Consider the following 13,376-nt stretch of genomic DNA (forward strand, 5'->3'; position numbering starts at 1 on the left):
TTAGTTCTGCAGGCTCTTACATTCAGGAAGGGAGGACACATGACTACCCAGGCTCTCCAGGACAACATTCTTTTTCAAAACGGATATCTTGTTAACGGCATCTGGAAAACACTCGACACCACGTTTGACGTGCTGAACCCGGCGACAGGTGAGGTGATCGCCAAAGTGGCGAAAGCCGGTAAAGCGGAAACCGAAGAAGCGATTGCCGCCGCGACCAAAGCCTTCCCCGCGTGGCGCGCCAAAACCGCGAAGGAGCGTTCGACGATCCTCTACCGCTGGTATGAGCTGATTATCGAAAACAAAAGCTGGCTTGGACGGCTAATGACCACTGAACAGGGCAAGCCCCTGAAAGAAGCCGAGGGCGAAGTGGAGTATGCCGCCAGCTTTATCCAGTGGTTTGCTGAGCAGGCCAAGCGCGCGAACGGTGAAATTATCCCTCCGGTTAAACCCGGCTCCCGCATTCTGGCGACCCGCGAACCTATCGGCGTGGTTGCCGCCATTACGCCGTGGAACTTCCCTATGGCGATGCTCACCCGCAAGCTCGGTCCGGCGTTGGCCGCAGGCTGTACCGGCGTGATCAAACCCGCCAACAATACTCCGCTGAGCGCTTTTGCACTGCTCACACTGGCGAAGCAGGCCGGTGTGCCAGACGGCGTACTCAATGCGGTGGCGGGCAATACGCATGAAATCAGCGACGCGATCATGGCAAGCCATGATGTGCGCAAAATCTCGTTCACCGGGTCAACCTCTGTGGGGAAAACCCTGGTGCGCAACGCTGCCGAGACGATGAAGAAAGTGTCAATGGAGCTGGGGGGCAATGCGCCCTATATCGTTTTTGAGGATGCAGATATTGATGCAGCCGTTAAGGGCGCGATTGCGAACAAGTTTCGCAATGCCGGGCAGGTCTGCGTCAGCGTAAACCGTTTTTATATTCAGGAAACGGTCTATGACAAGTTTGTGAACCAGCTCGCCGATGCGGTAAACGCATTGAAAGTCGGCAACGGTCTGGAAGAGGGCGTCGTTGTCGGCCCGCTGATTGACGGTTCCGCCGTCGATAAAGTACGCGAACATGTGGAAGATGCCGTTGCAAAAGGCGCCACGGTGCTGGCAGGCGGCAAAGCGCATTCCCTCGGCGGCAACTTCTGGGTGCCCACGGTACTCGGTGATTGTCATGAAGGAATGAAGCTGGCGGAAGAGGAGACGTTTGGCCCGGTGGCAGCCTGCTTCCGGTTTACGTCGGAAGATGAAGTGATTATGCGCGCCAACAACACGCCTTACGGGCTGGCGGCCTATTTCTATACTCAGAACCTGTCGCGCGTGTTCCGCGTCTCACAGGCGATTGAAAGCGGAATGATTGGGATTAACGAGTGTGCCGTCTCCACCGAACTGGGACCGTTTGGCGGCGTAAAAGAGTCCGGGCTGGGGCGCGAAGGTTCCGTGCTGGGGCTGGAAGAGTTTCTGGAAGTCAAAACCCTGCATATCGGGGGATTATAATAGACAGGGCGGCATATTCCGCCCGCCTGTACCGGGTGGCTGGCAATGAAAACGTATACCTTTGATTTTGACGAAATCGACAGTCAGGACGACTTTTATCGAGAATTTACCCGGGTATTCAACCTGGAGCGGGAAAGCGTCACCAATCTGGATACGCTGTGGGATGTGGTTACCGGCAGTCAGTTGCCCTTACCGCTGGAGATCGAGTTCATTCATTTGCCCGACAAGCTGCGCAGACGCTTTGGCGCGCTGATCCTGCTGTTTGATGAAGCCGAAGAAGAGTTGGAAGGACAGTTGCGTTTTAATGCGCGACATTAAAAAAAGCCCCTGACCGTGAGGCCAGGGGCAAGTCGTATGCGCAGATACGACGAGGGTTTATTTATACAGTTCAGCAGTTGCGTGCCAGGTGTCACCGCTACGCGCCTCAATGATGCGATAAGAGGATGCACCTTTTTCTTCCGCTTTCTTGTTCAGCATCTCATGCATATCCATCGGAGACGTACCGACCGCGCCAATAGACACCGTGCCGATTGCCTCACGGGATTGCGCCTGATCTGCGTTGATGGAATCAGCCGCAAAAGCGCCGAATGACAGGACAGACAGGATACTCAGAGCCGCTACAGTAGTTTTGATTTTCATGATTCTTTACCTCGTCGAATTTTTTAGTGGGGTCTTGCTTTGTGACCCTCATCACAAAATCAAGTATACACTAATAACGCGATAAATTAATACCAGACTAATTGTTTCATGTGTTATTACGTGTTAACGGATAAGATTTATATAACCAAAATGCATAAAAATGGTTGCTTTATCATCAACTTATAATGTTAAAGTCAATAAAATCATAGGGATATAGTACTTTGATATTTTGTGCGGTTTTGCGCCTGAGTATTCACCAGATGAATGTTAATGGCTGGTAAAAAGCACTATTTGTCAAAGTAAGGGGCAGTAGAAAAGAGGGAATAACGTAACGGGGGCAGAACAATCCCCGCAGCAGGCCGCGGGGAGGAGGATTACAGTTCCTGTTCGAACAGGACCAGAATCGCTTCGTAGAGATCTTTCACCGAAAAACCGTTTGCCGGGGTGGTAAAGATGGTGTCATCACCAGCGATGGTGCCGAGGATTCCTTCCGCTTTACCTAATGAGTCCAGCAGGCGAGCAATCAGCTGCGCCGCGCCCGGACTGGTGTGGATAACCACCACGGCATCGTTATAGTCGATGTCGAGGACCAGGTTCTTCAGCGGGCTGGAGGTGGTCGGCACGCCAAGTTCAGCAGGCAGGCAATAGACCATTTCCATTTTGGCATTGCGGGTACGCACTGCGCCAAACTTGGTTAACATACGGGAGACTTTCGATTGATTGATGTTTTCGAAGCCTTGTTCCTGCAACGCCTGAACAATTTCTCCCTGAGAACTGAATTTCTCTTCTTTGAGTAGCGCTTTAAACGCCTTCACTAATTCTTCTTGCTTAGACGAGCTTCGCATAAGTCACCCGGAATATGACGATAGAAACAACATTATTATGCATGTGGATGAATTTTTATGCAAACTATCTACCTGGTGCCAGGCTGAAATAATGTTATGAAAGGGAGCGATTTTATCAGATTTCGTTATCGGAAAACATGCCTGGGTCACGCCGCGCAAATAAGCTTAAAAGTAAATTAAATGTTATCAAAATGATGTTGTTTTGGTGGCGTGGCAAGGTGTATTGTAACCACCTCTTATTTCGTTGCTGCCCGCTGCCCGATAGCATTCAGGCGAAGGTGAAAGACGCGCGACCTCAAATTCTTTAGCTACGAAAATTGTAATTATTTACTCGCTGAATTATGGTCGCCGCAACGGAGTTACAGATACTTAAAGTTAACCATAATAAGGAGTTTAGGATGAAAGTTGCAGTCCTCGGCGCTGCTGGTGGTATCGGCCAGGCGCTTGCCCTACTACTGAAAACCCAACTGCCTTCAGGCTCAGAACTCTCCCTGTACGATATTGCTCCGGTAACCCCAGGTGTGGCGGTTGACCTGAGCCACATCCCGACCGCTGTGAAAATCAAAGGCTTCTCCGGTGAAGATGCGCGCCCTGCGCTGCAGGGTGCTGACGTCGTACTGATCTCTGCGGGTGTGGCACGTAAACCTGGTATGGATCGTTCTGACCTGTTTAACGTCAACGCGGGCATCGTGAAAAACCTGGTTCAGCAGATCGCTGAAATCTGCCCGAAAGCCTGTATCGGTATCATCACTAACCCGGTGAACACCACCGTCGCTATCGCAGCAGAAGTGCTGAAGAAAGCGGGTGTTTACGACAAGAACAAACTGTTCGGCGTGACCACGCTGGATATCATCCGTTCCAACACCTTCGTCGCTGAGCTGAAAGGCAAGCAGCCAACGGAAGTGGAAGTGCCGGTTATTGGTGGTCACTCTGGCGTGACGATCCTGCCTCTGCTGTCGCAGATCCCAGGCGTGAGCTTCACCGAGCAGGAAGTGGCTGACCTGACTAAACGCATCCAGAACGCGGGCACCGAAGTGGTGGAAGCGAAGGCGGGTGGCGGATCCGCAACACTGTCTATGGGTCAGGCGGCGGCGCGTTTCGGTCTGTCTCTGGTTCGTGCTCTGCAGGGCGAGAAAAATGTTGTTGAATGCGCTTACGTTGAAGGCGACGGCGAACACGCTCGCTTCTTCTCTCAGCCGCTGCTGCTGGGCAAAAACGGTATTGAAGAGCGTAAATCCATTGGTACGCTGAGTGCGTTTGAACAAAACGCGATGGAAGGCATGCTGGATACGCTGAAGAAAGATATCACTCTGGGCGAAGAGTTCGTTAACAAGTAAAACGTTCTCTCCCTTTGTAGTTCGGGTAAGCGTAAGCGCTACCCGGCAAAAAAAACCGAAGCACAGGCTTCGGTTTTTTTATACACATCAGTTTGTCGCCGGGTATTCCTGAATCGTCACCTGAATCGTCAGCTTCTTATCATTCCGCATGACTTCAACAGGGATGATTGAGCCAGGGCGGATTTCCGCCACCTGATCCATCGTTTCGAGAGCAGAAACGGCTGGCGTGCCATTAACCGACACAATGACATCATTAACCTGAATACCCGCATTCGCGGCCGGGCCACCTGGCGACACTTCATTCACCACGATCCCCTGAATCTGGTCGATCCCACCGCCCTGGGTATGCATCGGCGCAATTTCACGTCCACCGATACCAATGTAGCCACGGATCACGCGCCCGTCGCGAATGAGCTTGTCCATGATCTTGGTTGCCAGCTGGAACGGAATCGCAAAACCAATCCCTTCCGGCGTCTCGCCATCGTTACTCTTATCGAACGAGAGGGTGTTGATGCCCATGAGCTCACCCAGTGAGTTCACCAGCGCGCCGCCGGAGTTACCGTGGTTGATAGAGGCATCGGTCTGAAGGAAATTCTGCCGCCCAGACGGGTTCAGGCCGATTCGACCGGTGGCGCTGATAATCCCCTGGGTAATAGTCTGGCCCAGGTTGTACGGGTTACCAATCGCCAACACGACGTCGCCAATATGTGGCGTGCGTTTACGGTTGATCGGAATGGTGGGCAGGCCACCCGTGGCGTTGATCTTCAGAACCGCCAGGTCGGTGAGGCTGTCCGAGCCCACGAGTAACGCTTCAAATACGCGACCATCCTGCAAGGCGACGATAATCTGGTCGGCATCGTTAATCACGTGCTTGTTGGTAATGATGTAGCCACGTTCATCCATAATTACGCCGGAGCCGAGCGTGCGGATCTCCAGCTGGTTATGGGCCGAGGTATTCAGTCCTCGGTTATAAACGTTGACCACGGCGGGTGCGGCACGGCGAACAGCCTGATTGTAAGTGGCAGGCGTTTCATCCGTACTGTCAAACTGGGGGGCCGTCAGTTTGTTGAACTGACGCAAAGACGGCATAGCCACCAACAGCAGGCCAGCAACGATCAAACCGATAGCAATGGAACGAAAGAGCTTTAAAAGCATGATGCGCGTGTCGTTAAAAAATGAACGGTTTGCAGCATAACATGAGTTTTCCGGACATCACATGCAGCGGTGATGTCCGGGGTCGCAAATGCTTAGCGCAATAAAATATAGATAGTCTCTTTGCCACGCATAACCTGCAGGGCAATGACCGTTGGCTTACTTTCCAGCACCTTGCGCATTTCTGCAATAGATTGCACGCGAGTGCGGTTCACGCCGATGATGACATCATCCTGATGCAATCCCGCCTGTGCGGCAGGGCTGCTCTTCTCGACGGTATCAATAGTAATGCCTTTCGTGCCGTCTTTAAGCTGGCCGTCGCTTAACGTCGCGCCTTGCAGGGCCGGGGCGATAAGCTCCGCGCTGGCGGAAGAAGAGGTGCTCTTATCCAGCGTGACTTCAACGTCCAGCGGTTTGCCGTCGCGAATCAAACCGAGTTTCACTTTGGCGCCAGGCTCGGTGGTGGCAATGCGAGAACGCAGTTCTGCGAAGCTGTTCAGCGGTTTATCGTTCAGGCTGACGATGACGTCGCCGGATTTCACGCCTGCTTTCGCCGACCCGGAATTTGGCAGCACTTCGCTGACAAACGCGCCGCGCTGGACGTTGACGTTAAAGGCTTTGGCGATATCCGCGCTCATCTCCATCCCTTTGATGCCCAGCAGTCCACGTTTGACTTCACCAAACTGAATGAGCTGTTGAGACAGGGTTTTGGCCATATTGCTCGGTATGGCAAAGCCAATCCCGATACTGCCGCCGCCGGGCGCGAGGATCGCCGTGTTGATACCAATAAGCTCACCGTTCAGGTTGAGCAGGGCACCACCCGAGTTACCGCGGTTAATAGACGCGTCGGTTTGAATAAAGTTTTCCAGCCCTTCCAGGTTCAGGCCGCTGCGCCCAAGTGCGGAGACGATCCCGGAGGTGGCAGTCTGGCCCAGGCCGAAGGGGTTACCGACGGCGACGGCAAAATCGCCCACGCGCAGCGTGTCGGAGTCCGCAATGGTAATCTGCGTCAGGTTGCTGGGTTTGAGGATCTGCAGCAGCGCAATATCGCTCTGGTCATCGCCGCCGATCAGTTTGGCGTCAAATTCGCGGCCATCATTGAGCTGGACGCTGATCTTATCCGCCTGACTGATCACGTGGTTGTTGGTCAGGATATAGCCCTTGGCCGCATCAATGATCACCCCAGAGCCCAGTCCTTCAAATGGCTGCGCCTGCTGGTCGGGAGATTCATCACCGAAGTATTTCTTCAGTTCTTCCGGCACGCGCTGGCTTTGCCGCGCGGTGCCTTCGACCTGGACGCTGACCACGGCGGGCAGCACTTTTTCCAGCATCGGCGCGAGGCTAGGAATGGCTGCCTGTCCCGGCACCTGCGAAGGCAGTGCCGCGTGGGCAGGGAAGGACGCCGAGAGAGATAACCCGACACTTAACGCTAAAGCGCTCAACAGCTGGTTTTTTTTCTTCATTGATGCTGACTCTCGTATCCTGGAATGAAAGAAGAACGGCCCAAAAACATCTTGATGTTATTGAATTTTCAACCGCTGAACAATGAGGTGTTTGACTAAATAATAGCTGGGGACGGGAAGAAAGGACGGGCGCAAGAGATGCGCCCGTAAAATTTATTCATGTTTTGCGATTAATCGCGTTTTGCGCCACCGCGCAGCAGGCCGGACGCGCCGTCCGAATAGTCGCGTGGCATCTGAACCGGAGCCTGATCGTTACCCGCTTCAGAGTCTGCCAGACGGTTGCGGAACGGGTTCGTTTCTGCAGTCATTTCCGGCAGCAGGCTGCTGGAGCTTTTCGCCATGTGTTGATACAGCTGGCGATAGTCGGTCGCCATGTTGTCCAGCAGCTCGGCGCTACGGGCAAAGTGGCTGACCAGCTCTTCACGATACTCTTCCAGTTCGGCTTTGTTCTTTTCCAGTTCGTACTGCAGTGACTGCTGCTGACGCAATTTGCGATTACCGAAACGCATGGCCACAGCACCGATGACGATGCCGACGACTAAACCGATTAGCGCATATTCCCAGGTCATGAACTTCTCCCGTTGTCTTGTTGTTCCGTAGGGTGTTGGCTCGGCTCCTGCCTGTGCCTGATATTGCCACTATAACCGCTATTTCTTCAGAAGTGGAATCCTGACGTATCATCGCGTAGTGTAGAACGGCCTTTTTTTCATCAGTCGCGCCTGCTGATGAGTCATAACCGAAGGAATAACAATAAGATTATGCAAAGCCTGTCCCCCTCATCGCGTTACCAACTGGCCCTGAACGAGGGCTCACATCAGCCGGATGACGTCCAGCGTGAAGCGGTTAATCGGCTGGATACGATTTATCAGGAGCTCACAGCGAAACCCGCAGAGGCGGTGCAAAGCGGTGGGCTGAAGGCGGCATTCGGTCGGTTGTTGGGAAAAAAAGAACTTCAGGTTAACGCGTCGGTACGTGGCTTATATATGTGGGGGGGCGTCGGGCGCGGTAAAACCTGGCTGATGGACATGTTCTACCAGAGCCTGCCGGGCACGCGTAAACAGCGCCTGCATTTTCACCGTTTCATGCTGCGGGTTCACGAAGAGCTGACGGCATTGCAGGGCAAAAGCGATCCGCTGGAGATTGTGGCCGACCGTTTTAAGGCGGAGACGGACGTACTTTGCTTTGACGAATTTTTTGTTTCCGATATTACGGATGCGATGCTGCTGGGCGGGTTGATGAAAGCGCTGTTTGCGCGTGGGATTACGCTCGTGGCGACCTCGAACATCCCGCCGGACGAGCTGTACCGCAATGGTTTGCAGCGCGCGCGCTTCCTGCCCGCTATCGATGCGATAAAACAGCATTGCGACATCATGAACGTCGACGCGGGCGTGGATTACCGCCTGCGCACGCTGACTCAGGCTCATTTGTGGCTTTCGCCGTTGAACGCAGAAACCACAAATCAGATGGATAAACTGTGGCTGGCGCTGGCGGGGGCAAAACGTGAGCGCGCCCCGGAACTCGAGATTAACCATCGTCCCTTACAAACTCAGGGCGTAGAAAATCAAACCCTGGCCGTCTCCTTTGCGACACTCTGCGTCGATGCCCGCAGCCAGCATGATTACATCGCGCTTTCGCGCCTGTTCCACACCGTGATGGTGCTGGATGTGCCGGTGATGACGCGCCTGATGGAAAGCGAAGCGCGACGCTTCATTGCGCTGGTGGACGAGTTTTACGAGCGCCACGTTAAGCTGGTTGTCAGCGCCGAGGTTCCTTTATATGAGATTTACCAGGGTGAGCGGCTGAAGTTTGAGTTCCAGCGCTGCCTGTCGCGCCTGCAGGAGATGCAGAGCGAGGAATACCTCAAGCTGGAGCATATGCCATAACAAACGCCACTCTCTCCCCATGGGAGAGGGGCTGGGGGGAGGGCATCAGGCCTTAACAAACGCCACCCTCTCCCACAGGGAGAGGGGCTGGGGGTGAGGGCACCAGACCGCACAATACCCACCCCCGAAAAACCCATTCCAAATCGCATTTAAGGGTCGATCTTTGACCTCAACTTCTCTATAATCTTGCGACCCCACGTTACGAGAAGGTTTTTTTCCCGAAACTTTCTATGTGTCGGCATGTGCTATTCGAAGGGGTAGGTTTGCCGGACTTTGTCGTGTGAGCCTCAACTGACTAAACGTTTGGGTGTTCACCAACGTGTAACTTATTATTTGGGTAAGCTTTTAATGAAAACTTTTACAGCTAAACCAGAAACCGTACAGCGCGACTGGTATGTTGTTGACGCGACCGGTAAAACTCTGGGCCGTCTGGCTACTGAACTGGCTCGTCGCCTGCGCGGTAAGCATAAAGCGGAATACACTCCGCACGTTGATACCGGTGATTACATCATCGTTCTGAACGCTGATAAAGTTGCTGTAACCGGCAACAAGCGTACTGACAAAGTGTACTATCACCACACTGGCCACATCGGTGGTATCAAAGAAGCGACCTTTGAAGAGATGATTGCTCGCCGTCCTGAGCGTGTGATTGAAATCGCGGTTAAAGGCATGCTGCCAAAAGGCCCGCTGGGTCGTGCTATGTTCCGTAAACTGAAAGTTTACGCAGGCAACGAGCACAACCACGCGGCACAGCAACCGCAAGTTCTTGACATCTAATCGGGATTATAGGCAATGGCTGAAAATCAATACTACGGCACTGGTCGCCGCAAAAGTTCCGCAGCTCGCGTGTTCATCAAACCGGGCAGCGGTAAAATCGTAATCAACCAACGTTCTCTGGAACAGTACTTCGGTCGTGAAACTGCCCGCATGGTAGTTCGCCAGCCGCTGGAACTGGTTGATATGGTAGAAAAACTGGATCTGTACATCACCGTTAAAGGTGGTGGTATCTCCGGTCAGGCAGGTGCGATCCGTCACGGTATCACCCGCGCTCTGATGGAGTACGACGAATCCCTGCGTTCTGAACTGCGTAAAGCTGGCTTCGTTACTCGTGACGCGCGTCAGGTTGAACGTAAGAAAGTGGGTCTGCGTAAAGCACGTCGTCGTCCACAGTTCTCCAAACGTTAATCCATTCTGCTTACGCAGAACGATTGGCGAAAAACCCGCTTCGGCGGGTTTTTTTATGGATAATGCGTAGGTTATCCACAACATGAGTTGATATATCTCCTCTTTTTCCACATTTCCAGAATCCCCTCACCACAAAGCCATCAAAATCTGGTAAACTATCATCCAATTTTCTGCCCAAATATCGGTGAATACTCGATTTTTGTTCGATTCTTGAACAATGTGTTTTCTCTGGGATGGGCAATACATCATCTGGCTGGCCCTGGTGGGCCGGTAGCAGTAAAATTCTGAATATACCTGGAGGTTTTCATGGCTGTCGCTGCCAACAAACGTTCGGTAATGACGCTGTTTTCTGGTCCTACTGACATTTATAGCCATCAGGTTCGTATCGTGCTGGCCGAGAAGGGTGTCAGTTTTGAGATCGAGCATGTGGAAAAGGATAACCCTCCTCAGGATCTGATCGATCTCAACCCGAGCCAGAGCGTACCAACGCTGGTGGATCGCGAGCTGACCCTGTGGGAATCCCGTATCATTATGGAATACCTGGATGAGCGTTTCCCGCATCCGCCACTGATGCCTGTTTACCCTGTTGCGCGTGGTGAAAGCCGCCTGTACATGCAGCGTATCGAAAAAGACTGGTATACGCTGATGAACGTTATCGTTAACGGTACGTCGTCTGAAGCGGATGCTGCACGTAAACAACTGCGTGAAGAGCTGCTGGCAATCGCGCCAGTCTTTGGTCAGAAGCCTTTCTTCCTGAGCGATGAGTTCAGCCTGGTCGATTGCTACCTTGCACCGCTGCTGTGGCGTCTGCCTACGCTGGGTGTTGAGTTCAGCGGTCCTGGTGCGAAAGAGCTGAAAGGCTACATGACGCGCGTATTTGAACGCGACTCTTTCCTGGCTTCTCTGACTGAGCCGGAACGTGAAATGCGTCTCGGCCGAGGCTAATGACTGTGGAAATGTCACAACTTTCCCCACGCCGTCCGTATCTGCTGCGCGCCTTCTATGAATGGCTGCTGGATAACCAGCTCACGCCGCACCTGGTTGTGGATGTGACGTTGCCGGACGTGCAGGTTCCTATGGAATATGCACGTGACGGACAGATCGTGTTGAACATTGCGCCGCGCGCGGTGGGTAACCTGGAACTGGCAAACGACGAAGTGCGCTTTAACGCGCGTTTCGGCGGCGTGCCGCGTCAGGTTTCTGTGCCGCTGGCTGCCGTACTGGCTATCTACGCGCGTGAAAACGGTGCGGGTACCATGTTTGAGCCGGAAGCGGCGTATGACGAAGATGTTGCCAGCCTGAACGATGATGACGCTACCGATGAGCGCGAAAGCGACACGGTGATGTCAATTATTGATGGCGATAAACCCGATCATCACGACGACAACGATCCTGATGACAATCCGCCTCCGCGCGGTGGCCGTCCGGCGTTGCGTGTTGTGAAATAATCAAACAGGCCCTCCGGGCCTGTTTTGCTTTCTGCCCCTTTTCGCCCCCTCTAATTTCCTGTGTTATGATGAGCCGTTTTCCTTCTATGGCACCGGACTGCAATGAAACCGACCGATCTTAAAGCTGAAAACTCTGATGAAACTATTGGCCGCAGCCTGCATCGTCGTCCGCTGGCGCGCAAAAAGCTGTCTGATATGGTGGAAGAAGAGCTGGAGCAGATGATCCGCCGCAAGGAGTTCGCCCAGGGAGAACAACTGCCCTCCGAACGCGAGCTGATGGAGTTCTTCAACGTGGGCCGCCCTTCGGTGCGTGAGGCGCTGGCGGCGCTAAAGCGCAAAGGGCTGGTGCAGATCAACAACGGTGAACGTGCCCGCGTCTCCATGCCTTCAGCCGATACCATCATCAGCGAACTTTCTGGCATGGCGAAAGATTTCCTGACACAGCCCGGCGGCATTGCCCATTTTGAGCAGCTACGCCTGTTCTTTGAATCCAGCCTCGTTCGATTTGCCGCTGAGTTTGCCACTGACGATCAAATCGCTCAGCTGACAAAAGCGCTGGAGATCAACAGCCAGTCTCTTGATGATAATGCCCTGTTTATTCGATCCGACGTCGATTTCCACCGCGTGCTGGCGGAGATCCCCGGCAATCCGATCTTTAACGCGATCCACGTTGCGCTGCTCGACTGGCTGATCGCCGCGCGTCCAAAAGTGCCGGATGCCGAGCTGTATAAGCATAATGAAGTCAGCTATCGCCAGCATATTGCGATCGTCGATGCGATCCGCCGCCGCGATCCGGATGAGGCCGATCGCGCGCTCCAGACCCACCTCAACAGCGTTTCTGCCACCTGGCACGCTTTCGGCCAACATACAAAAGCCAAAAAATAACGATCCTTTAGTGAAGCAGATCGCAATATAAGCGTTCTGTATTCCACTGCTGCTTAATTGATCTGGTATAACAGGTATAAAGGTATATCGTTATAACAAACACACGATCGATTGAGGTAACTATGGCAACGCAATTACGCGGCGTAATGGCCGCACTCCTGACCCCGTTTACTCAGCAGCAAATGCTGGATAAAGAGAGCCTGCGCCGTCTGGTGCAGTTCAATATTGAGCAGGGCATCGACGGGCTTTATGTGGGTGGCTCAACGGGAGAGGCTTTTGTGCAAAGCCTTTCAGAACGCGAGCAGGTAATGGAGATCGTGGCGGATGAGGCGAAGGGGAAAATCACCCTCATTGCCCATGTTGGCTGTGTCAGCACCGCAGAAAGCCAACAGTTGGCAACGGCTGCCGCCCGCTTTGGGTTTGACGCCGTGTCCGCCGTCACACCGTTCTACTATCCCTTCAGCTTTGAAGAACACTGCGACCACTACCGTGCAATTATTGATTCCGCGGATGGTTTGCCAATGGTGGTCTATAACATCCCGGCGCTGAGCGGCGTCAAACTGACCCTTGACCAAATCAACACGCTGGTGACGCTGCCGGGTGTTGGCGCGCTGAAGCAAACCTCTGGCGATCTCTTCCAGATGGAGCAGATCCGCCGCGCGCATCCGGATCTGGTGCTCTACAACGGCTACGACGAGATCTTCGCTTCCGGCCTGCTGGCAGGCGCTGACGGAGGGATCGGCAGTACGTACAACATTATGGGCTGGCGCTATCAGGCAATCGCTAAAGCGGTTCGGGAAGGGGATAACGCCACCGCGCAGCGTCTGCAAGGCGAGTGCAACAAGGTTATCGACCTGCTGATTGGCGCTGGCGTCTTCCGTGGTCTGAAAACGGTGCTGCACTATATGGACGTGGTCTCGGTACCGCTGTGCCGCAAGCCGTTTTCACCCGTGGACGAAAAATTCGTGCCCGCGCTAAAAGCCCTGGCAGAGCAGCTAATGGCGGAAAAACGCTAACGCATTACGTAGACCGGGCAAGGCACAGC

General features: G+C 53.6%; 15 protein-coding genes. 10 read left to right on the top strand and 5 right to left on the bottom strand.

Going from position 1 to position 13,376, the window contains the following annotated elements; translation table 11 throughout:
* The first annotated feature begins 39 nt into the window (after nt 1-39).
* Nucleotides 40-1,494, top strand: a complete 1,455-nt coding sequence (locus tag EXW94_RS10420; protein WP_042715202.1) for an NAD-dependent succinate-semialdehyde dehydrogenase — start codon at nt 40-42, stop codon at nt 1,492-1,494.
* Nucleotides 1,495-1,539: 45 nt separating this feature from the next.
* Nucleotides 1,540-1,812, top strand: coding sequence for a barstar family protein (locus tag EXW94_RS10425; RefSeq protein WP_010436138.1), 273 nt, complete (start codon nt 1,540-1,542; stop codon nt 1,810-1,812).
* Between the two features lie 57 nt (nt 1,813-1,869).
* On the opposite strand, the gene yhcN is transcribed toward EXW94_RS10425, so the two are convergent.
* Together yhcN and argR are read right to left on the bottom strand one after the other, a co-directional pair.
* Nucleotides 1,870-2,133 (bottom strand): peroxide/acid stress response protein YhcN, encoded by a 264-nt coding sequence (yhcN, locus tag EXW94_RS10430; RefSeq protein ID WP_010436136.1) that lies wholly within the window; start codon nt 2,131-2,133, stop codon nt 1,870-1,872.
* Nucleotides 2,134-2,507: 374 nt separating this feature from the next.
* Nucleotides 2,508-2,978 (bottom strand): transcriptional regulator ArgR, encoded by a 471-nt coding sequence (argR, locus tag EXW94_RS10435; protein ID WP_010436133.1) that lies wholly within the window; start codon nt 2,976-2,978, stop codon nt 2,508-2,510.
* 398 nt (nt 2,979-3,376) lie between these two features.
* Here argR and mdh point away from each other — a divergent pair, with 398 nt between their 5' ends.
* Nucleotides 3,377-4,315 (top strand): malate dehydrogenase, encoded by a 939-nt coding sequence (gene mdh / locus EXW94_RS10440; RefSeq protein WP_010436131.1) that lies wholly within the window; start codon nt 3,377-3,379, stop codon nt 4,313-4,315.
* Nucleotides 4,316-4,402: 87 nt separating this feature from the next.
* Here the strand turns inward: mdh and degS are convergent, their stop codons facing one another.
* The 3 genes from degS to zapG form a co-directional block, all read right to left on the bottom strand.
* On the bottom strand, nt 4,403-5,470 hold the full coding sequence (gene degS / locus EXW94_RS10445; protein ID WP_089598450.1) for an outer membrane-stress sensor serine endopeptidase DegS: 1,068 nt from the start codon (nt 5,468-5,470) through the stop codon (nt 4,403-4,405).
* A 92-nt stretch (nt 5,471-5,562) separates the two neighbouring features.
* Entirely contained in the window at nt 5,563-6,930 is a 1,368-nt protein-coding gene (gene degQ, locus EXW94_RS10450; RefSeq protein WP_010436128.1) for a serine endoprotease DegQ, read from the bottom strand.
* Nucleotides 6,931-7,100: 170 nt separating this feature from the next.
* Nucleotides 7,101-7,499: a Z-ring associated protein ZapG gene (zapG, locus tag EXW94_RS10455; RefSeq protein ID WP_010436126.1), complete on the bottom strand. Its 399-nt coding sequence runs from the start codon at nt 7,497-7,499 to the stop codon at nt 7,101-7,103.
* Nucleotides 7,500-7,688: 189 nt separating this feature from the next.
* Here zapG and zapE point away from each other — a divergent pair, with 189 nt between their 5' ends.
* The 7 genes from zapE (at nt 7,689) to nanA (ending at nt 13,347) form a co-directional block, all read left to right on the top strand.
* Nucleotides 7,689-8,813 (top strand): cell division protein ZapE, encoded by a 1,125-nt coding sequence (gene zapE / locus EXW94_RS10460; protein WP_010436123.1) that lies wholly within the window; start codon nt 7,689-7,691, stop codon nt 8,811-8,813.
* A gap of 348 nt (nt 8,814-9,161) precedes the next feature.
* Nucleotides 9,162-9,590 (top strand): 50S ribosomal protein L13, encoded by a 429-nt coding sequence (gene rplM, locus EXW94_RS10465; RefSeq protein ID WP_006178824.1) that lies wholly within the window; start codon nt 9,162-9,164, stop codon nt 9,588-9,590.
* A gap of 15 nt (nt 9,591-9,605) precedes the next feature.
* Nucleotides 9,606-9,998, top strand: a complete 393-nt coding sequence (gene rpsI / locus EXW94_RS10470; protein ID WP_003860436.1) for a 30S ribosomal protein S9 — start codon at nt 9,606-9,608, stop codon at nt 9,996-9,998.
* A 306-nt stretch (nt 9,999-10,304) separates the two neighbouring features.
* On the top strand, nt 10,305-10,943 hold the full coding sequence (gene sspA, locus EXW94_RS10475) for a stringent starvation protein SspA (RefSeq protein ID WP_010436114.1): 639 nt from the start codon (nt 10,305-10,307) through the stop codon (nt 10,941-10,943).
* 5 nt (nt 10,944-10,948) lie between these two features.
* A complete protein-coding gene (gene sspB / locus EXW94_RS10480; RefSeq protein ID WP_108416522.1) occupies nt 10,949-11,446 on the top strand; it encodes a ClpXP protease specificity-enhancing factor in 498 nt (165 codons plus the stop codon).
* A gap of 102 nt (nt 11,447-11,548) precedes the next feature.
* Nucleotides 11,549-12,331 carry a transcriptional regulator NanR gene (gene nanR / locus EXW94_RS10485; RefSeq protein ID WP_120159704.1) on the top strand — a complete coding sequence of 261 codons (783 nt, stop codon included), beginning with the start codon at nt 11,549-11,551 and terminating at the stop codon, nt 12,329-12,331.
* A 122-nt stretch (nt 12,332-12,453) separates the two neighbouring features.
* The gene (nanA, locus tag EXW94_RS10490) at nt 12,454-13,347 is read left to right on the top strand and encodes an N-acetylneuraminate lyase (RefSeq protein WP_108416113.1); all 894 of its coding nucleotides are present in this window, start codon (nt 12,454-12,456) and stop codon (nt 13,345-13,347) included.
* The last annotated feature ends 29 nt before the right edge of the window (nt 13,348-13,376 follow it).

Source organism: Enterobacter sp. JMULE2, assembly GCF_013337145.1.
GTDB lineage: Bacteria > Pseudomonadota > Gammaproteobacteria > Enterobacterales > Enterobacteriaceae > Enterobacter > Enterobacter mori.